Origin of the sequence: Sulfurimonas sp. NW7 (assembly GCF_051132265.1) — a bacterium.
In the GTDB taxonomy this organism is placed as follows: Bacteria; Campylobacterota; Campylobacteria; order Campylobacterales; family Sulfurimonadaceae; genus Sulfurimonas; species Sulfurimonas hydrogeniphila.
The window spans coordinates 235,844-258,490 of sequence record NZ_CP093235.1 but is presented as its reverse complement, the minus strand read 5'-3'; the positions used below and the strand labels follow the sequence as shown (position 1 = coordinate 258,490).

Below are 22,647 nucleotides of genomic sequence, written 5' to 3'. Positions count from 1 at the left end.
GTAGCGTTATGCAGACAAAAGAAAACTATTTTTTATCACAACCCCATCAACCCTTTTTTCTTCTTGGAATACTCAATGCAATCGTTATGATGCTCATTTTTGCATTACAGTACAAAGGCATATTCTCCTTACATGTAACGCTCTTGCTCTTTCACAGCTATTCTTTGATATTTCTGGTTTTTACAAATTTTTTTACAGGGTTCTTATTTACAACTTTTCCGCGTTTTAATCAGACACAGGTGATAGCAAAAAAATACTATTCCAATATTTTTTATGCAAACACGCTTGCATCATTGCTTTTTCTTATCGGTGTTTTCAGCTCTGAAACCCTTTTACTCGGGGCAATGGTTATAAATCTGACAACTCAGGTTTTTATAGTATTGAAACTAAAAAACATCTATGAAACAGGAATGGCAGCGGACAAATCAGACTCATTTTGGATACTCAATGCAAACTACTTTGGGCTCTTTGGCAATCTTCTTTTTATACTCTCTTTGTTCATACCGGAAATTTTACCAGTTGCCATCAGTATCTCTTTTTACATGTACCTGATTTTTCTTGCTTTTAGTGTCGGACAGAGAATGATTCCTTTCTTCTCCCATTCATTTGCGCCAAAAAATGAAAATTTTGTCAAAATTGTTTTTGTTTTGTTTCTATTCAAGAGTATCTTTGTTTCTGCAGATATAAAAAGCTTGCAGATAGTTACAGATTTACTGCTTGCCGCTTATATGTTTTTTGAGTTTAAACGCTGGGATTTACACCCTTTGCAGTCCCCTCCTATTTTATGGGTACTGCATCTTGCACTTTTTTGGCTGCCTTTGTCTTTCTTTCTTTCGGCGCTCAGTTTGGGTGCGGAGATATTTTTAGATACCTCTTTTTTCTTTTTAAATATTCATCTTCTGGCAATAGGTTTTTTAACAACACTCCTTATAGGCTTTGGAACACGTGTGACACTCGGTCACTCGGGACAACCGCCGCAGGCAGATACATTGGCAACAAAGATATTTTTGTTTATACAGCTTGTTGTGTTGTTCCGTGCGCTTTACAGTATCAATATAGCTTTTGGATGGGGGCTTGGATTTTTGTTTGACATCTCTTTTACTGCCTGGCTCTTGCTCTTTTTGATTTGGGGAGGGAGATATTTTCAAGTGTTGGTTTTTGGAAAAAAATTGTAGCATTGTTTTGCAAAAAGCAAAATTTTCAGATCGGGCTGGCACTTCAATGCCAATGCCATTCAATCAAGCGGCTTTTCGGAACCCGTACTTCAGTGCGGGCTTTGCATCTTTTAAGACTTATTCCTGGGTTACAGAAATATTTAATTTTCTCACAAGCCACGCTTTGGCATCTGAAAACCCGGGTTCCGATAAATACGTAACTTTTACTGCATTTTGATTATAAAAGTATTGTCAGCTTCTTCAACTTTAAACTTGTGTTTGCCGCAGAATTCATCATTCATATGGTTGACCATCTCCAATGACTTCATCAACGCCTCATCTTTTGACGCTATTTCCGTACTACTTTGAAGATTACTTCTTTTAAAACAGCCACATTCTCTCTCTACTATTATTTTAAACATATTCTCATCCTTGTTAAGTTTTTATGCAATAATATCACGTACAACTTGTTCTACTCTTATTCATAAATAGAATGAAATTTTTACATTTTCATCTAAGATATGCTGCTCCTTGGTTGGGATTGGTATTATAATACTTTGAAACTTTTTCTATAGCCTGGGTTTTAATTTCCAAGACACACAGCCCGCACTGAAGTACGGGTTCCGGTAAAACTGCCTGATTGTATGGCATTGACACTGAAACATAAATTTTAAAGGAAATAGCTTCAGAACCGGTCAGTGCCGTTAAGTTAAGCTGCTTTTTTAAAACCACTCCTTCATACAATTTAGACTTTTGCACCCTAACAGTCGGCAATAAAGTACCGATTCCGATTAAGCGGCTTTTCGGAACCCGTACTTCAGTGCGGGTTCCGGTAAAACTGTTGATTGTATTGTATTGGCACTGAAACATAAATTTTAAAGGAAATAGCTTCAGAACCGGTCAATGCCATTAAGTTAAGCGGCTTTTTTAAAACCACTTCTTCATACAACTTAGACTTTTGCACCCTAACAGTCGGCAATAAAGTACCGATTCCGATTTAGCGGCTTTTCGGAACCCGTACTTCAGTGCGGGCTTTGTGTTTTGTCAGGTTACACTATAGCGTTCAAACCCAAGTTCTTTGGAAACATCAAGTTTTTTCTTAACCGGATTATTTAAAGAAGAGGGAAGAATTAATGCTATAATGTCACCATATTAACACAACGGAATTACCATGAAAAAAGAGACAAGCCCTTACCTGGAACTGGGCAAAATGAATACCCTGCGTGTCGACAGAGACACAACACCCGGCCTGTACCTTATGGCTGAGGACGGCAATGACGTCCTTCTTCCCGGACAGTATGTCACAGATGATATGTGCGAAAATGCTCTTGTAGATGTTTTTTTATATACAGATTCTGAAGACAGACTGGTAGCCACTACCGACAGACCCCTTGCAATGCTGGATGATTTTGCACTCCTGGAAGTCGTGGATGTGGCTCCTTTCGGTGCTTTTATGAACTGGGGACTACCAAAAGATTTACTTGTCCCTAAGATGTTTCAAAAAACACCTTTTGAAATCGGCGAAAAAAGATTTATTCGCATCATATATGACGAACGGACACACAGACTCGTCGGCACAGAAAAACTCGGTGATTTTTTTGATCGCAAAGTCAAAGACCTTGCACAAAACAAAGAGGCAGAAATATTAGTCATTTCCAAAACGCCGCTTGGCTTTAAATGTATTGTCAACGGTAAATATGAAGGACTGATATATCACAATGAAATATTTGAAGAGATAAAACTGGGAGACAAAAAGACTGCCTATGTCAAAACAGTGCGCAAAGACGGCAATATTGACCTTACACTCCGGCGTCCCGGCAGCAAAAAAGACGGTTCCTCTGCCCAAAAAGTTCTCAACCTGTTAGAACAGAACAAGGGTATTATGCCTTATAACTACAAAAGTGATGCCGAGCTGATTAAAAATGTATTTGGTCTGAGTAAAAAAGAGTTCAAACGTTCCTTGACACAACTTCAGGATGACGGAAAAATTACGGTCAAAGATACCGGTATATATCTCAAGGTGTAAACAATGGCAAAAAAGAAACAAACACATGATTTAAGTAAAAAAAATGTAGAATATATACAGGACAATATCTTTTACAAAGTTTTACGTTTTAACCCTTCAAATATGACAGTGGATGTAATAAAGATAGAAAAAAATGAAAAAACGAATACTGAAATGCCTTTTGCACATTTGCCCAAAGCAGTAAAAAAGAGTATAAAGCCCAATTAATCCTGGGCTCTATGGACGCATATCCATAATGAATCATGTTAAAGATATACAAGGAGAATCGCAAGTAAGATTATATACTTAAATTGTTACAATAGTGTTAACAAAACTTGAAAAAGGAGTAAAAATATGAAAAAATGCAATACACTGCAGGAAGTAAGAGACGAGGTGGATATTATTGACAAAAAACTTGTTGAACTGATATCTGAGCGCAGCCATTTAATTCGTCAGGCAGCCGGTTTCAAAGAGAGTGTGGCAGAGGTAAAAGCCCAGGACAGAATTGATGATATTATGCAGAAAGTAAGAAAAAAGGCGATTGAACTCAATGTCAATCCGAATATGATCTCTGAACTCTTTAAGATAATGATTGATGAAATGGTTGAAACGGAAATAAGTGAGTTAAGAAACGCCGGGAATTTTTAAAATTAAAAAGAGGCCGGGACCTCTTTTGCCTATTTGTATCTGTAGGTGATACGCCCTTTGTCCAAAGAGTATGGTGTCAACTCAAGTTTCACTTTGTCTCCTGGAAGTATTTTAATATAGTGCATACGCATTTTACCTGCGATATGACACAGTATAACATGTCCGTTTTCTAATTCAACACGAAAAGTTGCGTTCGGCAAAGCCTCTATAATCTTGCCGTCAACTTCAATAACATCTGCTTTAGCCATTTTAGTCCTTTATAAAGAAATTTCTTACTTTAACTCTCACGCAAGAGATAAAATTTCAGCTTTACCGTCAACAACTGCGACAGTGTGCTCATAGTGAGAACCGCGTAAACCGTCGGTACTGACAACATCCCACCCGTTATCCAAGATAACAGGTTTTGGCTCTTTTTGACATATCATAGGTTCCAGACAAAAAACCATTCCGTTTTTTATTTTCGGTCCGGATTTCGCATTTCCGCCCGCCAAATAATTAGGAATTTCAGGTTCTTCATGAGGTTTTCTTCCTATTCCGTGCCCACAAAAATTACGTAAAGGAACAAAACCGCGCTCCAATATGAACTGTTCCATTAAATAGGAAAGTTCTTTAAAGCGCATTCCTTCTTTGATATTTTCAATAGCATAATACAAAGTATCTTTTGCACAGGCAATCAAATCTTCATCTTCTTTGCTGATTTCTCCGACACCCATACTTATTGCGGCATCACCGAACCAGCCATCAAGTTCTGTTCCAATATCATACCCTATAACATCTCCTTCCTGGAGTTTGTAGTCACTTGGAATGCCATGAATAATAACTTCATTGAGTGAGGTGCATACCGCATTTGGGAAGCCGTACAATCCTTTAAAAGAGGGTTTTGCACCATGAGAGCGAATATAATCCTCTGCCATAGCATCCATCTCTTTTAAACTCATACCGACTTTGGTATTTTTACGAAGAAGGTCTAATGTGCCGCCGACAATTTTGTTGGCGGCACGAAGTTTTTCAATTTCTTGAGGTTTTCTAAGCGCAATAGCCATTGCTACAGACCAACTGCACTGAGAGTTTCATATTTACTCATGTATATCTGAGCTTCAATTTTTCTCATTGTGTCAAGAGCAACCTGCACAACGATCAGCACGGCAGTACCGCCAAAGAAGAACGGTACCCCCATCCCTTTTATAATCATAAAAGGCAGAGTCGCAACGAGTCCAAGATAGAGTGCTCCGGTAAATGTCAATCTGCTTGCCGTTTCATTCAAGAACTCTCTCGTAGCATCACCGGTACGAATACCGGGAATAAACCCGCCTTGACGTTTGAGATTATCCGCAATGTCTTTTGCGTTGAATGTGATTGAGGCATAAAAGAATGCAAAAAACACAACAAACACAAAGGTCAAAAAGTTAAAAAAGTAACTGTTTGGATTCAGATAATCCGCAATAGCCTGAATAGCCGGATTTGTACTGCTTGAAAGCACAGTCATCGGAAACATTAAAATTGCCGAGGCAAAGATAACCGGGATAACACCCGCCAGATTCACTTTAATAGGAATATAGTTCATTACACGTTTGTTTTGGTTTTGCATCATCGTCTTTTTCGCATAGGTTATAGGCACACGACGCTCACCAAGCTCAACATAAATGATAATTCCTACCGTTGTCAGAATCAAAGCAAGAATTGCTATGACAGTAATAAAACTCATTGCACCGGTATTTACCATTTCGATTGTTTGACCAATTGCTCTTGGAATTGCCGAAACAATACCTGCGAAGATAATAAGAGAGATACCATTACCGATTCCGCTTTGTGTAATCTGCTCACCAATCCACATTAATAGCATTGTACCTGCAAGCATTGAAACAGCAGAAAGCATGATAAATGTAGTGTGATCGGCAAGAATTGCAGAGTTGCCCGTAGGTCCGGTTAAGCTTTGCAGTCCTACACTGACACCGACAGCCTGAATTAATGTTATAACGATAGTCGCATAACGAATAATCTGCATATATTTCACCATACCGTCACGCTCTTTTTTCATTTGACCAAGTGTCGGAAATGTTGCAGCTAAAAGCTCCATAATAATTGAGGCGGTGATATAAGGCATAATGCCGAGTGAAATAATAGAGAGTCTCTGTACAGCATTTCCGCTGAACATGTTAAACAATCCCAATGCGTCTGATTGATGTGAGTCGAAGAAAGAAGCAATAACAGCTGTATCTACGCCAGGAACCGGCACATAGGCCAGTAGGCGGTAGATAAATAAAAAACCGATAGTAATAAGTATCTTATTTACTAGATTTTTATTCACAACTAGTTACCTGTTGTTGTAACGTTTTCGTCTTTAATTTTCGATGCCAAATCTTTTGCTTTGGCACCTACTAGTTTAATTTTAGTCACTGAAGAAGCAACCTTGTGAACTGAACGGATTGATTCCATTGTAATTTCACCAAGTTCTGCTACAGCTTTGATTTTTTCAACGTTTATCACATACGGTTTGATCACTTTCGAGTGAAAACCGATTTTTGGCAAACGTTTTGCAAGTGGCTGTTGCCCACCTTCAAAGTTTCTTTTTCTTTTGTAACCTGAACGAGATTTCTGACCTTTTTGACCACGAGCGGCAGTCTTACCAGTACCAGAACCTTGACCACGCCCAACACGTTTGCGAGAATGTGTTGAACCCGGAGCAGGTTGTAAATTTTCAATACCCATTTTCCTATCCTTTTATACGAGAAAGTGCTTCAATTGTAGCACGTACCAGTGTGTTTGGATTGTTTGAACCGATTGACTTTGTAAGGATATCTTTAATCCCTGCAAGTTCAAGAACAGGTCTCGCTGCTCCACCGGCAATAACACCGGTACCTTCTGATGCCGGCTTTAATAAAACACGACTGGCATTGTACTTGTGCTCAATGTCATGTGCTATTGTAGAACCTTTTATCTTAACAGTTGTTAAATTTTTAAAAGCATTGTCTACAGCTTTGCGTATAGCATCAGGAACCTCTTTTGCTTTACCAACACCATAACCTACAGTACCGTTTTTGTCACCAACAACGATAAGTGCAGTAAAACGAAAACGTCTACCACCCTTAACAACTTTTGTTACACGACCAATATTTACTATTGATTCTTCAAAATCATCTCTATTGATTTCCATCTGTGCTCCTAGAACTTGATTTCGTTTGCACGAATTGCGTCACCAAATGCAGCAATTACGCCGTGATATTGGTAACCATTACGGTCAAATACAATCTCAGAGATGTTTGCTTCTTTGAGTTTGGCAGCAAATGCCTCACCAAGTGCAGCAGCACCTTCTTTATTAGCTTTGTGACCAGTAGCCTTTGAGTGTAGTGAACAAATTGTTGTTGCAGTTGCATCATCAATTGCCTGTACACTTAAGTAACGGTTTGATTTAAATACAGAAACACGAGGAAGTTCAGCACTACCAGATATTTTTGCACGGATACGACGCTTACGTTTTAAACGATTCGCAATTTTGCTTTTTAATACTTTAGCATTCATCTATCTTCCTCCCTTATTTCTTAGCAGTTTTACCGGCTTTACGCACGATATGCTCATCTATGTATTTAACACCTTTACCTTTGTAAGGCTCTGGTGGACGGAATGATCTGATCTCTGCAGCTGCCTGACCCAACATTTGTTTGTCATGGCTTTTAAGAGTTATCACATTCTTTTCAACGCTTGCTTCCAAACCTTCAGGTAACTCATAATTGATATCATGAGAGAAACCAAGCTGAAGATTTAAAACTTTTCCTTTAACGGCTGCTCTGTAACCAACACCGTTAATTTCAAGTTTTTTCTCATAGCCGGTAGTCAAACCTGTTACGATATTTTGGGCCAATGCTCTGAAAGTTCCCCAGAAAGCTCTATGCTCACGAGAGTCTGAAAGATTTTTAAAAGTTAAAGTGTTTCCTTCTACTTCGAAAGTCACATAACCTTTAGTATCTAAATCAACACTGTTTTTGCCTTTAGCAAAAGTTATAACATTTCCATTTGTAGTAACAGTAATGTCACTGGCAAATTCTACAGGATTTTTTCCAATTCTTGACATGCTATACTCCTACCATACCGTACACATAACTTCACCACCAATGCCAAGCTCATATGCTTTGTCATTTGGTAGTACGCCATGTGATGTACTTACAATAATAGTTCCGTAACCGTTTTTGAAACGTTTAATATCTTCTTTACCTTTATAAACACGACGTCCAGGCTTTGAAACTCTTTTCATTTCATTGATTACAGATTTTCCATCTTCACCGTACTTCAGTACAACTTTGATAGTTTTTTTCACACCGTCTTCGATTACATTACAAGACTCAATGTAACCTTTGTCTACTAAGATATTTGCTACTGCTTCTACACTTTTAGAGTGTACCAAAGTAGTAACCGGTAATCTTCTCATACCGGCATTACGAATACGTGTTAACGCATCTGATACTAAATCATTAATTGCCATTTATATTTTCCTTGTTTGTAGTTATTTTGTTTTTGCAAAATAACTGCTGACTGCTAGCAGTTTCCTCTTGGCTTACCAAGAAGACTTTCTAACACCTGGTATTAAACCTTCATTTGCCATTTTTCTAAAACAGATACGACAAATTCCAAAATCTCTCAGTACAGAGTGTGGACGACCACAAATCTGACAACGTGTATAACCACGTACCTTAAATTTTGGAGTACGTTTTGCTTTAGCTATCATTGACTTCTTAGCCATTAGTTGCTCCCTTTACTAAAAGGCATTCCCATTTTCTCTAAAAGAGTAAATGCCGCCTTGTCTGAATCTGCAGATGTTACTATTGTAATATTCATACCATGAATCTGCATGATTGAATCATAGCTGATTTCAGGGAAAATAAGTTGTTCCTGAAGACCGAAGTTATAGTTACCGCGACCGTCAAAACCATTTCTCGGAACACCACGGAAATCTTTCACACGAGGAAGTGCGATAGAAACAAGGCGATCGAAGAAGTTATACATATTTTCACCACGAAGTGTTACACGAACACCTACAGGCATACCTTCACGTACTTTAAAACCTGCAACAGATTTCTTCGCAATCACAGTAGAAGCTTTTTGACCGGCTATAGTAGTGATAGTATCTTCAATATTTTTAATGAGTTTGTTATCTTTCATAGCAAAACCTGCACCGACAGAGATAACAATTTTGTCAAATTCAGGAATCTGCATTACATTTTTAATATCTAAAGCTGCTTGAATTTCCGGCTTAAGCGCTAAATATTTTTCTTTTAAACGAGCCATCTATTATGCCTCCACTTTGCGTACGTTTGAAACATCGATTGGCATCTCTTTTTTGATATGCCCGCCTTTTGTATTCTCTTCAGTTGGTTTAACAGCTTTTTTCGCTATTTTACAACCCTCAACGATTACTTTGTTTTTCTTAGGAAATACCGCAAGTACAGCTGCTTTTGTACCTTTGTCATCTCCAGCGATAATTTCTACAATATCGCCTTTTTTAAACTTAAATTTTGCCATTACACAACCTCCGGAGCAAGAGATACAATTTTCATGAATCCTGCGTAACGTACTTCACGACCGATTGGTCCAAAGATACGAGTACCGATTGGTTCTCTCTTGTCATCAAGTATAACTGCCGCATTGTCATCAAAACGGATTAAAGAACCGTTTTCACGTTGGACTTCTTTATGCGTTCTAACAACAACAGCTTTTACAACTTTACCTTTTTTAACTTTGGCAGTCGGGATCGCTTTTTTTACAGAAGCAACGATAACGTCACCCACTGATGCATAACGACGCTTGGAACCGCCAAGTACCTTAATACACATAATCTCTTTAGCACCTGTATTATCAGCTACATTTAAACGAGTAAAACCTTGTATCATACTACTACGCTCCTTTTACAACTGATTTAAGTCTAAAAGATTTAGTCTTAGAAAGCGGACGACACTCGATTGCAATAATCTCGTCTCCGACTTTTACTTCATTACGCTCATCATGTACCAGGTACTTTTTGAAACGTTTTACAACTTTATGATAACGAGGATGCATTACACGACGTTCAACAAGTACAGTGACTGTTTTATCGCCTGCAATTTTAATTACGTTACCTTGAATTTCACGCTTATTAGCCATCGCCCGCCCCTACTTTGCTACTGCAGCAAGTGCAGTATTGATTCTAGCAATATCTTTTTTAGCAACACGAAGTTCGCTAGTATTTTGTAATTGCATCATTTTTTGTTTAATTTTTAAAGTAAACAGTTCTGTCTTTTTCTCTTTGAGCATCGCCTGAAGCTCTGCTGCATTTTTATCTGCTAAATCAGAATATTTCATTGTTCATCTCCGCAGTAACAATTTTACATTTGAATGGAAGTTTGTGCATAGCAAGAGTCAATGCTTCACGAGCAAGCTCTTCCGGTACACCACCCATTTCAAAGATTATACGACCTGGTTTAATGTTCATTACCCACTGATCAACTGCACCCTTACCTTTACCCATACGAGTTTCAAGAGGTTTTGCAGTTAACGGCTTGGCAGGGAACACACGAATCCAAATCTTACCTTGTCTTTTAATGTGACGTGTTGCAGAAATACGAGCCGACTCAATCTGACGAGAGTTAATACGACCTGCTTCTACCGCTTTGAATGCGATGTCACCAAAAGATAATTTATAACCAGAACGAGCGTAACCGCGGTTACGTCCTTTCATCACTTTACGATATTTTGTTCTTTTTGGCATTAACATGATTATTCAGCCTTTTCACTATTTTCACGTCTGGCTGGTTTTCTACCACGACGCTCTTTTTTCTCTTCTTTCGCTTCTGCAGGAATACCTTTAGTCAGTACTTCCCCTTTGAAGATCCATACTTTAACACCGATAATACCGTATGTTGTATGTGCCTCGGCAAAACCGTAATCAATTTTTGCACGAAGAGTATGAAGAGGAACACGTCCTTCCAAATACCATTCAGTTCTTGCCATTTCAGCACCGCCTAAACGACCTGCAACTGCAACTTTGATACCTTTTGCACCAGAACGCTGCGCACCCTGCATAACTTTTTTCATAGCTCTACGAAATGCAACACGACGTTCCAGTTGAGTCGCAACATTTTCAGCAACCAATTGTGCCGAAGTCTGTGCTTTTTTCTCTTCTTTGATATTGATAGAGATTGACTTACCAACTAACTTTTGAACAGCAGTTTTAAGTTTTTCGATATCAGCACCTTTCTTCCCGATAATGATACCAGGACGAGCAGCAACGATAGTTACACGAAGTCTTTTCACTGTTCTTTCAATGATGATGTTGGAAACACCAGCATAGTAAAGCTCTTTTTTCAAATATGTTCTTATCTTGTGATCTTCACCCAAAGCAGCAGGAGCTGTTTTAAAGTTAGGAAACCATCTTGATTCCCAGTTACGGTTGATTCCAAGACGTAAACCAATAGGATTAACTTTTTGACCCATACTATTTACCCTCTACTTCTACTAAGATATGTGCTGTTGGTTTACGAATACCAGACGCCATACCACGAGCACGTGGACGGAAACGTTTAAGTACTGGACCATTGTCAACACGACATGATGTAATTACACAATCTTCAGCTTCACTACCGCTGTTCGCAACTGCAGACGCAATTACTTTAGAGATAATTTTTGCCGCCTTGTTTGGAGTGAATTCTAAAGCTGCCATTGCCTCTTCAGCATTCATACCCTGCACTTCACGTGCAATAAGACGAGATTTGATAGGTGATACACGGATAAATTTTAGTAATGCTCTAGCCATGACTACCCCTTCTTCTGAACAGAGCCCTTGTGGCCCTTGAATGTACGAGTTGGTGCAAATTCACCAAGTTTATAACCAATATGGTTCTCTGTAACATATACAGGAACGAACTGGCGACCATTGTGAACATTTATTGTCAAACCAACCATGTCAGGAAGAATCATAGATCTTCTTGACCATGTCTTAATAGGTTTTTTCTTCGCTTCGGCTTTCATAGCCTCCACTTTTTTCATTAAATGATCATCTACGAATGGACCTTTTTTTACTGAACGAGCCATTATTAACCTACCCTTTTAGCATTTGGTTTACGGCGAGTAATAATTAACTTATCACTAGCTTTCTTACGACGAGTTTTAGCACCCTTCGTTGGTTTACCCCAAGGAGTAACCGGATGACGACCTGAGTTCGTTTTACCTTCACCACCACCATGCGGGTGATCAATCGGGTTCATCGCAGAACCACGAGTCTGTGGACGAATACCAAGGTGACGCTGACGACCGGCTTTTGCTATAACAATGTTGGCAAATTCTTCATTTCCAACAATTCCTACAGTAGCTAAACACTCACCAAGCACTAAACGCATTTCTGATGAAGGCATACGTAAAGATACATATTTGCCGTCACGACCCATAATCTGAGCTGAAGTTCCGGCTGAACGAACCATTTGTCCGCCTTTGCCCACTTTTAACTCAACATTATGAACAAGTGTACCGACAGGAATGTTTTTGAGTTTCATCGTATTACCCGGTTTAACATCCAAACCAGACTCTGCAGCTTCAACTGTATCGCCAACATTTAAACCTTTTGGTTGCAAGATGTATCTTTTTTCACCGTCTGCATATGTAATTAATGCGATACGACAGTTACGGTACGGATCATACTCAATAGTAGAGACTGTACCCGGTACACCAAACTTGTTTCTTTTAAAATCAATAATACGGTAAAGCTTTTTCGCCCCAGCCTGTTTGTGACGAGAAGTGATACGACCATTGTTGTTACGACCGGCAGTTGTCGGAAGTTTTACAAGTAATGAACGGACACTCGCTTTAGCAGTGATATCTGAACTGTCTACATTCGTATAAAAACGACGAGACGGAGTTATCGGTCTATAAGTTTTAATTGCCATCTTATACCGCCAAACTTTCTATTTGTGCACCTTCAGGGAGAGTAACATAGAACTTTTTAAAGTCATTTTGTTTCCCCTGTACACCACGGAAACGTTTTACTTTTCCGCTTTGATTCAGAGAGTTGATTTTTGTTGGAATTATTCCGAAATACTCTCTAAACACCTCTTTAAGACCTGTTTTAGTCATACGTGGTGATGTTTGAACAACTATAACACCATCTTCTTGTAAACCCAAAGTCTTTTCTGTATATAAAATAGATTTAATATCTGTAATATCAGCCATTACTTAGCCTCACTTGTCAAAGTTTCCCATACAGCTTTTTCTATCACGATTGAGCGATAGTTGGCAGCTAAGTATGCGTTTAACTCATTAGATTCAATAACATATGTCTGGTGCAGATTTTCAAACGCCAAATATGTTTTTTCATCCAATAAAGATTTAACAAAAAGTGTATCTCTTTGACCTAAAGCTTTGAACATTGCTGCCGCATCTTTAGTTTTACCAGACTCAACAGAGATGCTGTCAACGATAAAAAGAGTACCATTTTGTGCATGCTCATTCAAAGCAAAGTTTAAAGCAAGTTTTTTCTGCTTTTTGTTTACTTTTAAATCGTAGTTGCGGTTGTTTTGAGAACCAAAAGCTTTACCACCGCCTACGAATATAGGAGAACGACGAGAACCCGCACGGGCACGACCGCCACCTTTTTGAGCCCATGGTTTTTTACCACCACCGCGTACTTCACTTCTACCCTTAGTTGTCGCTGTGTTTGCACGTTGTGCAGCCTGAGCAGACTTTACATAAAGGTAAAGGTTATGAGGGTTAATTCCAGAGAAAGACTCTGGCAATGCTAACTCAGATGCTTTTTCCATTTTTTCATTTAAAACGATTGCGCTCATTATTTAGCTACCTTTACACGACCTAAAGAACCGTTAGCACCTGAAACTGAACCTAAAACCGCAATGATTTTGTTTTCAGCATCGAAAGAAACGATTTCATTTTTCACACTGTTTTGTGTATTTCCGTATTGTCCAGGCATTTTTTTACCCTTCATTACACGACCTGGCCATTCAGCATTACCGATAGAACCTGTTCTACGACCAAATCTGTGACCGTGAGATGCAGGACCACCACCGAAATTCCAACGCTTCATTGCACCTGAAAAACCACGACCTTTTGTGTTGAAAGTAGTTTTAAGTACACTTGCCTCTGCAAGCGGAGCTAAATCCAAATCACCGGCTTCGGTATTTGTTACTTCTAATGTAACAAAACGGTTAAATTCAGTCGGAAGGTTGTATTTCTTCTGTTGACCTTCTATTGCTTTATTCATTTTTTTACCACTGTTATACGCGACAATAGCAGTACCTTCATTCACTTCACATACTTTCGCATCTAAAACTCTTAACAGAGTAACTGGTTTAGACGGAACTGTGATAGTACGGCTCATACCGATTTTTTCAACAATATATTCCACGATTACTCCTATTTGTCCATAGAGCGAACTTCAACGTCCACTTCCGGTGCAAGATCTAGTTTCATTAATGAATCCACTGTTTCCGGTGTTGCAGAAACGATGTCGATCATTCTTGCGTGCATACGAATCTCAAACTGCTCACGCGCTTTTTTGTTAACGTGAACTGATTTCAATACTGTATATTTACGAATTTTTGTTGGTAAAGGTATTGGACCACGAATTACGGCACCTGTACGCTTTACAGCCTCTACGATTGACGCTACTGATCTATCTAACACACGATGATCGTAAGCTTTCAATTTTAAACGAATTTTTTCCATGTTTTTCCTTCTAAAGAACTCGTTGGATCCTAGCCCAACTATTTTAAGGGAACGGAATTATACTCAAAGAGCTCTGAATATTCAAGGATTTAGGGTCCAAAAATCGTTTTTCTTTATAATTTATTTCCTTTTAATAAGGAAATGATACAATTGGATAGTTTAAAAATTGGAAATTTTATGGAAATACTACTCGAAGAATTTTATAAAACCGACTTACATGTAGAAAAATATATACAAAGAAAAGTTTTTATAGATGACAGATCATACCAAATCAGCGGTATCACCAAAAGCGGAAAAACCCGTTTGGTCAAAAACTATCTTTTATCTTTAAAAAAGAGTTCCTATCTTTATATCAACTGCAATGATGTACGCATAGAGAGCGAAAAACTCAATGCCGCGCTCCCCTCTTTTTGCAATATCAACAAAATTGACACACTTGTTTTGGATAACTACAATCCAACCATCAAATTCGTGAATGTTTCGCAGTTGGTCATTACAAGTGAAATTCCCTACAATTTTGACTTTTTGAAGCCTTTGACACTTTATCCGCTTGATTATGAAGAATTTTTGGCATATGAGCACAAATATGACTCAAGTGCGCTCAACCACTTTTTTCAACTCGGAGGACTTGCATCTATGCATACTGTAGCACCGGATGAACGAGTAATTTATTTGCAAAATATTTTACAGTTCGCCCTGAGCGAAATTGAATTTGACATATTGTGTTTATGTGCAAAATTCATGTCGCAGAAGCTCTCTGCCTATACATTATATGAAAGGCTTAAAAGTACGCGTAAAATTTCTAAAGACAGATTGTATGCATCTTTTGCTCTTTTGGCAGAAAAAAAGTATATTCATTTACTGGCAAAATATCAGCATACACGTGCAACAAAAAAAGTCTATCTGTGTGATACTTCTTTAAAAAGTGCCTTAAGCATTGAAAAAAACTTTGCAAAACTTTTTGAAAACATGGTCTATCTTGAACTGCTTAAATCATCTGCCGAATGTTATTATGAAGAAGGTATTGATTTTTATCTTCCCACAAACGATGAAATTATTCTTTGCAAACCTTTTGTGGATGAACGCAGACTCTTTAAGAAACTTGAAAGTATTGAAGCTTTTATATTCAGCTACGGAATTACCAAAATCACGGTCATAACCATGAACAAAGAGGGAAATATCGCGCATCCGCTCAGCAGTGTGGATATCATCCCTTTTGATATCTGGGCACTGGGAGATTAAAAAGTTGCAACAGCCGGTACTGAAGTACCGGTTCCGGGGAGATTTCCAGCTTTTTTGGAACGTGGAATGCAGTCCGGGCTGAGAATGGCAGAGTGTTGCGACAGCCGGCACTGAAGTACCGGTTCCGGGGAGATTTCCAGCTTTTTTGGAACGTGGAATGCAGTCCGGGCTGAGAATGGCAGAGTGTTGCGACAGCCGGCACTGAAGTACCGGTTCCAGGGAGATTTCCGGCTTTTTTGGAACCCGTACTTCAGTGCGGGCCGGAAGTGGCTGGCGAATTGGCTGACTTTTGTCGGCAAAGCTGTACTTTATTAACTTCTTTCATTATAATACGTTATATAAAACAAACAGGGAAAGTTTATGCAATTACCTCAAGACGAATATGAAAAAGCAATGCTGGAGGCTTTTGTGAACAAACCGGAAAAAACATTCTGGTACCAACAGGCATTTTCCAAATTTGATGTCAACGGGATTGACACGATGAAATGGGTTTGGAGCTGGTGGGCTTTTTTTGGCGGATGGGCCTTTTTGCTTTACAGAAAACAGTATGTCCCTGCACTTGTGCTCTTTGTGCTTTCCATATTGGCCACTGCCATACCCTTTGGCGGATTGCTCGTTGCCATACTTGCAGGCGGTTTTTCTACCTATTTTGTATACAAAGGCTATAAACAGAAAAAAGCCGAGATAGAAAATGCTATTGCGGATCCGCAAAAACGTATTGAGACAATGAAAGAAGTTGGCGGATACAATCAATGGGTTGTATGGGTCTATGTTCTCTTTGTTTGCCTCTTTTTCTTATATATTGTTTCTGTAATGTTTACCATGGCGAGCATGAACTGATGCATTTGCTCTGTGGTATAGATGAGGCCGGGCGCGGACCTCTGGCGGGAGATTTGGTAATGGCCGGCTGTATTTTGCACAATACCATTGTCGGACTGCATGATTCAAAAAAACTGACAGCCAAAAAGCGTGAAGCTCTTTATACCTTGATTGTCAAAAATGCAAGTTATCATATCGTCAAATTTTCTGCACAGGAGATAGACAACAACGGAATATCTGCATGTTTAAAAAAAGGGCTTCATAAAATTATGAAAAATCTGCAGGCGGATGAGTATCTGTTTGACGGCAACCAAAGCTATGGAGTACAAAACCTGACAACTATGATCAAGGCTGACGGTAAAGTCCCCGAGGTAAGTGCTGCATCCATCCTTGCTAAAGTTGCACATGACAGAGATATTTTGGAACAGGCAAAAAAATACCCCCAGTATCAGTTTGAAAAGCACAAAGGCTACGGCACCAAGTTACATGTAGCCATGATAAAAAAGTATGGCTACTGTGAAATTCATCGCAGAAGTTACAAAATAAAGGCACTGGAATCTACACTCTTCGATTAAAAATAGACTTTTAATATTTCGTATATGTTACTTTTATACACATCATTAAAATATTTTAACTATATTACATTTTTGTGATAAAATTATTTTAAATAAACTCAAACTGTTTCAAAAGCCCTGCTGTATGAAACTTTCATTTTCACACACGGTCAAAAACAGCACAATAATAATTTATAATTATAATTATTAAAAGATTAATGCTTTAATATTATAAATTAATTTTATATTTTAAGATTGCTTAAGACGAGCAGTAATACTATTTTCCTGATTGAAAACAAGTTTTTGTTTTTAAAGTATATTTAACTTTACAGGAGAATGAAATGAATATGAATCGTAGAGATGCCCTGAGACTTGGTGCTATCAGTGTAGCTGCAGCTGCTACAACTTTGACCGGGTGCGCTTATGGTGAAGCAAAACCCTCAAAAAAACAAAACAAAACAAACAGCAGTGTAGGTATGGGCACACCGGCCCCTCTTCCTCCGGCAACCGGCAAAAGAGTAGTGATTGTAGGCGGCGGATGGAGCGGTTTGTCTATCGCAAAATACACAAAAAAATTCGCACCCAATGCGGATGTTGTTTTAGTGGAACAAAGAACAGAGTTTATATCCTGTCCTATAAGCAACCTGTATCTTGTGGGTGAAGTGGATTTGGAATTCTTAACACATGATTATTTACAGGCAGCCCGCGAAAACAAATATACATACTTTAATGCTACGGCTATCGGTATAGACAAAGCAAACAAAATCATTAAAACAAGCAACGGAGACATCAAATATGACTATCTGGTACTGGCTCCCGGTATAGACTATGACTACAGTGCATGGAATGTCGATACTGTTACAGAACAGAGGCTTCGCAGCGAGTATCCTGCCGCCTTTATTCCCGGAAGCGAGCACATGACACTCAAAGCAAAACTGGAAGATTTTGAGGGCGGTAATTTTATACTGACGGTTCCCGGCGGAAACTACAGATGTCTGCCTGCTCCTTATGAAAGAGCCTGTCTGATAGCAGATTATTTTAAGAAAAACGAGATTGAGGGCAAGGTGATCCTTCTTGATGAAAATCCGGATATAACGATCAAAAAAGAGGGATTCCAGTCCTCTTTTGACGAAATGTACAAAGACTATATCGAGTACCATCCAAACTCTAAAATTATGAGCATAGATTTAGATAAAAAAGTTGTTGTCGCGGGTGAATTTGATGATGAGTATTCCTTTGAAGATGCTGCATTTTATCCGCATGTCAGAGGCGGAAAGCTCTTGGAGGTCTGCGGCGTTGCAAAAGACAATGTATTTAACAAGAAAGTAGGGAATATTGACCCGTTTACCTATGAGGTTATAGGCGAAAAAGATATTTTTGTCTCCGGTGATGCACGTCCGATGGGTTACTCCAAATCAGGCAATACATCAAATTCTGAAGGTCACTATATCGGGAAACTTATAGCACAAAGAGTCAACGGCAAAAAAGACATTCCTTGGAAGTCTCCGCTGACAGTCTGTTATTCTGCTGTTTCAGCCGGACCGATACATGCGATTTCCGTCAGGGCAGAGTATGAGTTTGAGGGCAAAAAACTCAAAGGATTTACAAATGTCGATCTTTCACAGCAATGGCGCGGCAAAACAGGCCTAAACAACGGAAAAGCTCTGAATGAATGGGCAAAAGGTATGTTTAGAGATATGTTTAACGCGTAACAGGGAGTTTTGCATGCAAAGAAGAGACTTTTTAAAAGTAGTCGGAGGTGTTGGCGTTGTCGCTGTAGCACCTTCTTTGATAGAGGGCAGACTCTATGCCGAGGATGGTACACTCTATACATCGTACAAGAAAGTACAGCTGAGTGATGCCGAGGGCAAGCCTTTGTTGGCATCACAGTTGGACAAAGAGGTTAATTATGTTTTTAACTATCCGTATGCGGGAACAAGCTGTATGTTGATTGCTCTGCCTCATCCTACAGAGAAAAATGTCAAACTGACAAGTGAAGACGGTGTCCAATATATATGGAAAGGCGGAGTCGGCAAAGAAAGAAACATTGTTGCTTTCTCATCCATCTGCCCGCACCAGCTTACACATATCAACAAAAGTGACACATTTATATCGTACCTCAAAACAGGGGGCAAAACTATGGGCTGTACCAAAAGTATGCCCTGTCATGACAAAGGAGAGGTAATAGTATGCGGTTCTCATTTATCGGTGTATGATCCCAAAAAAGGAGCAAAAGTACTTGGCGGCCCTGCACCGCAGCCTTTGGCTTCGATTGTATTGGAGCATCATGATGATGATACCATATGGGCTGTCGGTGTTTTGGGCCCGGATAAATTTCATGAGTTTTTCAGAGCATTTAAACCAGAACTTAAAGAGCAGTATGGCGGAAAAAGAAAAGCAAAAAAACTTGTAAAAGACAAAGCCCAGACTGTAACTCTTGCAGAGTTTACAAAAGATATTATAAGATACTAAAGGATAGCAAAGTGAAGTCACTACTCATCATGACAGCAATTTTCATCTTCTCTTCGTCTCTTCAGGCAGGCGATACGCTCAAACAGTCAGAACTTGCTTCAGATATGCGCAAAATGTTACAGGCAGTCAATCAGATTCAAACGGCAGGGTTTTACTACAACAAAGAGGGTATGACAGAGGGCGTCAACAAACTAAAGAGTGCAATTGGTTCACTGACAACAACAGATGCAAGAAGTTACCTTCCTGCAAATGAAGCCTATGCGGACAAGTTCGCTCAAAAAAGAGCTAAAATGATTACAATGTATGCGGATGATATGATTGTATCTCTCAACAATGAAAACATAGATGATGCCATAGAAGATTATTCCCAGATTATCAGACAGTGTACATCATGCCACTCCCGAATAAGAGCAAATGCCTGGAAATTAAAATAAGAAGGAATCGGAGTGAAATGACCTCGGAACCGGTACTTCAGTGCCGGCCTGGTGTGAGCACTGCATTGACAACCTGTCGTGACACAGGGTCCGCACTAAAGTACGGATTCCGAAAACAGTGGGTTATGCTGCGACATTCATGGCAAGCTGTGCCATTTTTTGCATATATTCTGCAACATTGTTTTTCGCTGCAACCGCTTTTTTCAATTCATTGATAAAATACTCTTTTGTTCTCTCGTCGGCAATATTAAATGTATAAAGTACCCATTCGGTGTTGAGCGCAATTTTTTCGCCGTTTTTTTCCACCGTGAATGTTTTGTAGAGATTTATGTCAGTATCGGCAAGCACATCCAGTACTTCTTTGTAAAATGCATTTACCTCGGGATTGATTAAAGAATGCAGTTCTTCTTTGGCAATTTTGGCATCCACATCGTCAAAACCGTCTCTGCCCAAGATCAGGGCATCCCCCAAAAGAAGCTGTTCTCCTATGAAATAGGGTTTTTTCTTTTCACTCAGGGCATTTGCATCTGTATATATTACATGTTCTTTCAGACCTGCCAGTTCGTCAATTAAAATTGAACTGAAAAAAGTATATACGGTATTTGCAGCCATGGTAATATCAATCTCTTCAACCGCCAGTGTCTGATTGTCTATACTCAGCGCTTTCATTAAAAAGTATCCAGTAAAATAACATTCACAGATGTTCCCGCTTCCAGGAACTTGTCATCTTCGCCTGTAATCATTAATGCGCTCTCATGAAGCATATTTGTCAAAATGGCAGAACTTCCTACTTTCTTTCCTTTGAAATTCACAAAATACTCACCGTCCTCTACCACAATATTGCATGCGGTAAACTCAGTAAACCGGCTTCGTTTTGTAAAATCTTCCTGCAGTTTTGCAGCAACAGTTCTGTACGGAGCTTTTTTGCCAAGCATTTTTGCAATCAGCGGCAGTGCATACAAAATCGCTGTAACTGTTGAAGAGTAGGCAAATCCCGGCAACGCCAGAATAAACTTGTGCCCGCGCTGCGCAACCATAATATGTCGCCCTGGCTTGATACCGACACCTTTATAGACCACTTCTGCACCCAAACGGGGAATAATGTCTTTTACAAAGTCATAATCACCGACACTCACTCCGCCGGTACTCACCAAAATATCTGCAGACTCCAAAGCGTTCTCAAACGTTTTCATAATAGTATCTCTGTCATCGGGAGCAGTTCCAAGCTGTATGACCTCTGCACCGGCCGACTCAAAAAGTGCTGCAAGCGTATAATTGTTTGAACTTCTTATCTGGGCAGGGTTATCAGAATTTTCGCCCAGATCGAGTATCTCGCTTCCGGTTGCGATAACTGCGACACGGGGGCGAAGGGCTACTTTTACCATCACCTGATTGAGTCCGGCCATTACACCGATTTGGGCAAAACCTATTTTTGTGCCTTTTTGAATAAGCACATCCCCTGCTCCGTATCCTTCACCGACCGGACGCACCGCATTGCCTTTTTCAACCGGTTCATTGATAATTATCTTGCCGTCACTGTAGCTGACATTCTCTATCTGAATCAGCGTATCACTTCCCTGCGGCATCATCGAACCTGTAAATGTTTTAATAGATTCCCCTGCAGACAGTACCCGTATCTCATCATGTCCCGCAGGGTTGTCACCGAGAACAGCCAGTATGCCGTTTTGCAAATCTTCATGACGCACCGCATACCCGTCCATGGAAGCGGTAGGAAACTGCGGATCATTAAATTCGGCCACAATGTCCTCTGCCAACACACGGCCTAACGCATCGCTTAAAGGCACTCTTTCATACCTGTGGTTGTTTACCTGTAAAAGCTCCAGCATATTTTGGCTTGTCTCAAAAGAGATAAAATCAGTTCCTGTTATACTCATTGTTTTGCTCCTAAAATTCCGCTGCCTTTTATTGCGGTTGAGCGGTCTTTTGCATAGACTCTCTGTCCGTTTTTCAAATCATATTTCCATATCGGCGCGGATGCTTTGAAATCTTCTACAAATTCGTCTATAAGTTCCAGGGCCACCCGTCTTTTTGGTGAAAAGACTGCGGCAATATATGAAGATTCATGCAGCATTACATCTCCGCGGGAGTGAGCCATTTTGACCACAGCACCTTTTTCTTCTGCTTTTTTCTGCCAGTTTTTAAACCATGCTTCCAAAATCGGTTCATAGATATCAAAACTCAGTCCTTCAATGCCGTCTTCGCTGCGTACTGTTCCGACAAAAGGGATATATGCGCCATAATTGCTTTTCGCCTCTTCTTCATACCATTCCTGCAGGATTTTCGGCACATCCAGTGAATTGTTATATAGTTGCAACAAATCTCAGCCTCCGCAAACAGGAGGAAGCAAAGAGATTTTATCTCCGTTTTTAAGCTCACACTCCAAAGAGGTCACAAGATTATCGTTCACTGCCACCGCACAATTGTCAAGCCACTCTTTTACCTCTTCGTCTTTTTGCAAAATTGCTGCCAGTTCATTGAGATTGGTTATTTCTAATTCCAACGCCTCTTTTTGTATCGGTCCTAAAAATTCTACTCTTACCAAAACAACATCCTCATCTTAAATTACTCTAATTATATCTAAGATAAGTTAAGTGATGTAT

38 protein-coding genes are annotated in these 22,647 nt (G+C 39.5%); 10 read left to right on the top strand and 28 right to left on the bottom strand.

Annotated elements, in window-relative coordinates:
* Nucleotides 1-8: 8 nt before the first annotated feature.
* Nucleotides 9-1,175: an NnrS family protein gene (locus tag MLC35_RS01380; RefSeq protein ID WP_434637450.1), complete on the top strand. Its 1,167-nt coding sequence runs from the start codon at nucleotides 9-11 to the stop codon at nucleotides 1,173-1,175.
* Between the two features lie 203 nt (nucleotides 1,176-1,378).
* Here the strand turns inward: MLC35_RS01380 and MLC35_RS01375 are convergent, their stop codons facing one another.
* Entirely contained in the window at nucleotides 1,379-1,576 is a 198-nt protein-coding gene (locus tag MLC35_RS01375) for a hypothetical protein (RefSeq protein ID WP_151901267.1), read from the bottom strand.
* A 749-nt stretch (nucleotides 1,577-2,325) separates the two neighbouring features.
* Here MLC35_RS01375 and MLC35_RS01370 point away from each other — a divergent pair.
* From MLC35_RS01370 to MLC35_RS01360, 3 genes are all read left to right on the top strand, one after another.
* Nucleotides 2,326-3,180: a CvfB family protein gene (locus MLC35_RS01370; RefSeq protein ID WP_434637447.1), complete on the top strand. Its 855-nt coding sequence runs from the start codon at nucleotides 2,326-2,328 to the stop codon at nucleotides 3,178-3,180.
* A 3-nt stretch (nucleotides 3,181-3,183) separates the two neighbouring features.
* Nucleotides 3,184-3,387 (top strand): hypothetical protein, encoded by a 204-nt coding sequence (locus MLC35_RS01365; protein WP_434580877.1) that lies wholly within the window; start codon nucleotides 3,184-3,186, stop codon nucleotides 3,385-3,387.
* A 126-nt stretch (nucleotides 3,388-3,513) separates the two neighbouring features.
* A complete protein-coding gene (locus tag MLC35_RS01360; protein WP_151901264.1) occupies nucleotides 3,514-3,807 on the top strand; it encodes a chorismate mutase in 294 nt (97 codons plus the stop codon).
* Between the two features lie 29 nt (nucleotides 3,808-3,836).
* Here the strand turns inward: MLC35_RS01360 and infA are convergent, their stop codons facing one another.
* The 23 genes from infA to rpsJ all read right to left on the bottom strand — a co-directional run bounded on the left by infA (nucleotide 3,837) and on the right by rpsJ (nucleotide 14,505).
* Nucleotides 3,837-4,055, bottom strand: a complete 219-nt coding sequence (gene infA, locus MLC35_RS01355) for a translation initiation factor IF-1 (RefSeq protein WP_151901263.1) — start codon at nucleotides 4,053-4,055, stop codon at nucleotides 3,837-3,839.
* Nucleotides 4,056-4,091: 36 nt separating this feature from the next.
* Entirely contained in the window at nucleotides 4,092-4,850 is a 759-nt protein-coding gene (gene map, locus MLC35_RS01350; RefSeq protein WP_151901262.1) for a type I methionyl aminopeptidase, read from the bottom strand.
* A 2-nt stretch (nucleotides 4,851-4,852) separates the two neighbouring features.
* Entirely contained in the window at nucleotides 4,853-6,115 is a 1,263-nt protein-coding gene (gene secY, locus MLC35_RS01345) for a preprotein translocase subunit SecY (protein WP_226067371.1), read from the bottom strand.
* A 2-nt stretch (nucleotides 6,116-6,117) separates the two neighbouring features.
* Nucleotides 6,118-6,516, bottom strand: a complete 399-nt coding sequence (gene rplO / locus MLC35_RS01340; RefSeq protein WP_151901260.1) for a 50S ribosomal protein L15 — start codon at nucleotides 6,514-6,516, stop codon at nucleotides 6,118-6,120.
* Nucleotides 6,517-6,520: 4 nt separating this feature from the next.
* A complete protein-coding gene (gene rpsE, locus MLC35_RS01335; RefSeq protein WP_151901259.1) occupies nucleotides 6,521-6,961 on the bottom strand; it encodes a 30S ribosomal protein S5 in 441 nt (146 codons plus the stop codon).
* Between the two features lie 8 nt (nucleotides 6,962-6,969).
* Nucleotides 6,970-7,326 (bottom strand): 50S ribosomal protein L18, encoded by a 357-nt coding sequence (gene rplR, locus MLC35_RS01330; RefSeq protein WP_151901258.1) that lies wholly within the window; start codon nucleotides 7,324-7,326, stop codon nucleotides 6,970-6,972.
* A gap of 13 nt (nucleotides 7,327-7,339) precedes the next feature.
* A complete protein-coding gene (rplF, locus tag MLC35_RS01325) occupies nucleotides 7,340-7,876 on the bottom strand; it encodes a 50S ribosomal protein L6 (protein ID WP_151901257.1) in 537 nt (178 codons plus the stop codon).
* Between the two features lie 9 nt (nucleotides 7,877-7,885).
* Nucleotides 7,886-8,284 carry a 30S ribosomal protein S8 gene (gene rpsH, locus MLC35_RS01320; protein WP_151901256.1) on the bottom strand — a complete coding sequence of 133 codons (399 nt, stop codon included), beginning with the start codon at nucleotides 8,282-8,284 and terminating at the stop codon, nucleotides 7,886-7,888.
* A gap of 72 nt (nucleotides 8,285-8,356) precedes the next feature.
* Nucleotides 8,357-8,542 carry a type Z 30S ribosomal protein S14 gene (locus tag MLC35_RS01315; protein ID WP_151901255.1) on the bottom strand — a complete coding sequence of 62 codons (186 nt, stop codon included), beginning with the start codon at nucleotides 8,540-8,542 and terminating at the stop codon, nucleotides 8,357-8,359.
* Complete coding sequence (gene rplE, locus MLC35_RS01310) at nucleotides 8,542-9,087, bottom strand: 50S ribosomal protein L5 (protein ID WP_151901254.1); 546 nt, start codon at nucleotides 9,085-9,087, stop codon at nucleotides 8,542-8,544. Before rplE ends, MLC35_RS01315 begins: the two co-directional genes overlap by 1 nt.
* A 3-nt stretch (nucleotides 9,088-9,090) precedes the next feature.
* Nucleotides 9,091-9,321, bottom strand: coding sequence for a 50S ribosomal protein L24 (gene rplX, locus MLC35_RS01305; RefSeq protein ID WP_151901253.1), 231 nt, complete (start codon nucleotides 9,319-9,321; stop codon nucleotides 9,091-9,093).
* Nucleotides 9,321-9,689 (bottom strand): 50S ribosomal protein L14, encoded by a 369-nt coding sequence (gene rplN / locus MLC35_RS01300; protein ID WP_013326030.1) that lies wholly within the window; start codon nucleotides 9,687-9,689, stop codon nucleotides 9,321-9,323. Before rplN ends, rplX begins: the two co-directional genes overlap by 1 nt.
* Before the next feature lie 4 nt (nucleotides 9,690-9,693).
* Nucleotides 9,694-9,939, bottom strand: a complete 246-nt coding sequence (gene rpsQ / locus MLC35_RS01295) for a 30S ribosomal protein S17 (protein WP_151901252.1) — start codon at nucleotides 9,937-9,939, stop codon at nucleotides 9,694-9,696.
* 9 nt (nucleotides 9,940-9,948) lie between these two features.
* Entirely contained in the window at nucleotides 9,949-10,137 is a 189-nt protein-coding gene (gene rpmC / locus MLC35_RS01290; RefSeq protein WP_151901251.1) for a 50S ribosomal protein L29, read from the bottom strand.
* Complete coding sequence (gene rplP / locus MLC35_RS01285; protein WP_151901250.1) at nucleotides 10,124-10,549, bottom strand: 50S ribosomal protein L16; 426 nt, start codon at nucleotides 10,547-10,549, stop codon at nucleotides 10,124-10,126. Before rplP ends, rpmC begins: the two co-directional genes overlap by 14 nt.
* Before the next feature lie 2 nt (nucleotides 10,550-10,551).
* The gene (gene rpsC, locus MLC35_RS01280; RefSeq protein WP_151901249.1) at nucleotides 10,552-11,268 is read right to left on the bottom strand and encodes a 30S ribosomal protein S3; all 717 of its coding nucleotides are present in this window, start codon (nucleotides 11,266-11,268) and stop codon (nucleotides 10,552-10,554) included.
* 1 nt (nucleotide 11,269) lies between these two features.
* Nucleotides 11,270-11,587, bottom strand: a complete 318-nt coding sequence (gene rplV / locus MLC35_RS01275; protein WP_013326025.1) for a 50S ribosomal protein L22 — start codon at nucleotides 11,585-11,587, stop codon at nucleotides 11,270-11,272.
* A 2-nt stretch (nucleotides 11,588-11,589) separates the two neighbouring features.
* Nucleotides 11,590-11,865 (bottom strand): 30S ribosomal protein S19, encoded by a 276-nt coding sequence (gene rpsS, locus MLC35_RS01270; RefSeq protein ID WP_151901248.1) that lies wholly within the window; start codon nucleotides 11,863-11,865, stop codon nucleotides 11,590-11,592.
* Between the two features lie 2 nt (nucleotides 11,866-11,867).
* Nucleotides 11,868-12,713, bottom strand: coding sequence for a 50S ribosomal protein L2 (gene rplB / locus MLC35_RS01265; protein ID WP_151901247.1), 846 nt, complete (start codon nucleotides 12,711-12,713; stop codon nucleotides 11,868-11,870).
* A gap of 1 nt (nucleotide 12,714) precedes the next feature.
* On the bottom strand, nucleotides 12,715-12,996 hold the full coding sequence (locus MLC35_RS01260) for a 50S ribosomal protein L23 (protein WP_151901246.1): 282 nt from the start codon (nucleotides 12,994-12,996) through the stop codon (nucleotides 12,715-12,717).
* Nucleotides 12,996-13,610, bottom strand: coding sequence for a 50S ribosomal protein L4 (rplD, locus tag MLC35_RS01255; RefSeq protein ID WP_188109991.1), 615 nt, complete (start codon nucleotides 13,608-13,610; stop codon nucleotides 12,996-12,998). The genes MLC35_RS01260 and rplD overlap by 1 nt, the downstream gene beginning before the upstream one ends.
* On the bottom strand, nucleotides 13,610-14,185 hold the full coding sequence (gene rplC, locus MLC35_RS01250; RefSeq protein ID WP_151901244.1) for a 50S ribosomal protein L3: 576 nt from the start codon (nucleotides 14,183-14,185) through the stop codon (nucleotides 13,610-13,612). Before rplC ends, rplD begins: the two co-directional genes overlap by 1 nt.
* Before the next feature lie 8 nt (nucleotides 14,186-14,193).
* The gene (gene rpsJ, locus MLC35_RS01245) at nucleotides 14,194-14,505 is read right to left on the bottom strand and encodes a 30S ribosomal protein S10 (RefSeq protein WP_013326019.1); all 312 of its coding nucleotides are present in this window, start codon (nucleotides 14,503-14,505) and stop codon (nucleotides 14,194-14,196) included.
* 177 nt (nucleotides 14,506-14,682) lie between these two features.
* Between rpsJ and MLC35_RS01240 the strand changes: the two genes are divergently transcribed.
* From MLC35_RS01240 to MLC35_RS01215, 6 genes are all read left to right on the top strand, one after another.
* Complete coding sequence (locus tag MLC35_RS01240; RefSeq protein ID WP_434637445.1) at nucleotides 14,683-15,747, top strand: ATP-binding protein; 1,065 nt, start codon at nucleotides 14,683-14,685, stop codon at nucleotides 15,745-15,747.
* Nucleotides 15,748-16,107: 360 nt separating this feature from the next.
* The gene (locus MLC35_RS01235; protein ID WP_434637443.1) at nucleotides 16,108-16,587 is read left to right on the top strand and encodes a DUF2628 domain-containing protein; all 480 of its coding nucleotides are present in this window, start codon (nucleotides 16,108-16,110) and stop codon (nucleotides 16,585-16,587) included.
* Nucleotides 16,587-17,141, top strand: coding sequence for a ribonuclease HII (locus MLC35_RS01230; RefSeq protein WP_434637441.1), 555 nt, complete (start codon nucleotides 16,587-16,589; stop codon nucleotides 17,139-17,141). Before MLC35_RS01235 ends, MLC35_RS01230 begins: the two co-directional genes overlap by 1 nt.
* Nucleotides 17,142-17,461: 320 nt before the next feature.
* Entirely contained in the window at nucleotides 17,462-18,832 is a 1,371-nt protein-coding gene (locus MLC35_RS01225) for an FAD-dependent oxidoreductase (RefSeq protein ID WP_418640935.1), read from the top strand.
* Nucleotides 18,833-18,845: 13 nt separating this feature from the next.
* A complete protein-coding gene (locus MLC35_RS01220; RefSeq protein ID WP_434637439.1) occupies nucleotides 18,846-19,592 on the top strand; it encodes a Rieske 2Fe-2S domain-containing protein in 747 nt (248 codons plus the stop codon).
* 11 nt (nucleotides 19,593-19,603) lie between these two features.
* Nucleotides 19,604-20,026: a hypothetical protein gene (locus tag MLC35_RS01215; protein WP_346389184.1), complete on the top strand. Its 423-nt coding sequence runs from the start codon at nucleotides 19,604-19,606 to the stop codon at nucleotides 20,024-20,026.
* Between the two features lie 123 nt (nucleotides 20,027-20,149).
* On the opposite strand, the gene MLC35_RS01210 is transcribed toward MLC35_RS01215, so the two are convergent.
* Genes MLC35_RS01210 through MLC35_RS01195 form a run of 4 tightly spaced genes read right to left on the bottom strand, consistent with a single transcriptional unit; the run spans nucleotide 20,150 to nucleotide 22,589 of the window.
* Nucleotides 20,150-20,695 carry a hypothetical protein gene (locus tag MLC35_RS01210; RefSeq protein WP_434637438.1) on the bottom strand — a complete coding sequence of 182 codons (546 nt, stop codon included), beginning with the start codon at nucleotides 20,693-20,695 and terminating at the stop codon, nucleotides 20,150-20,152.
* On the bottom strand, nucleotides 20,695-21,921 hold the full coding sequence (locus tag MLC35_RS01205) for a molybdopterin molybdotransferase MoeA (protein ID WP_434637436.1): 1,227 nt from the start codon (nucleotides 21,919-21,921) through the stop codon (nucleotides 20,695-20,697). The genes MLC35_RS01210 and MLC35_RS01205 overlap by 1 nt, the downstream gene beginning before the upstream one ends.
* The gene (locus MLC35_RS01200) at nucleotides 21,918-22,364 is read right to left on the bottom strand and encodes a molybdopterin synthase catalytic subunit (RefSeq protein ID WP_151901270.1); all 447 of its coding nucleotides are present in this window, start codon (nucleotides 22,362-22,364) and stop codon (nucleotides 21,918-21,920) included. The genes MLC35_RS01205 and MLC35_RS01200 overlap by 4 nt, the downstream gene beginning before the upstream one ends.
* Before the next feature lie 3 nt (nucleotides 22,365-22,367).
* On the bottom strand, nucleotides 22,368-22,589 hold the full coding sequence (locus tag MLC35_RS01195; RefSeq protein ID WP_434637433.1) for a MoaD/ThiS family protein: 222 nt from the start codon (nucleotides 22,587-22,589) through the stop codon (nucleotides 22,368-22,370).
* Between the last annotated feature and the right edge of the window lie 58 nt (nucleotides 22,590-22,647).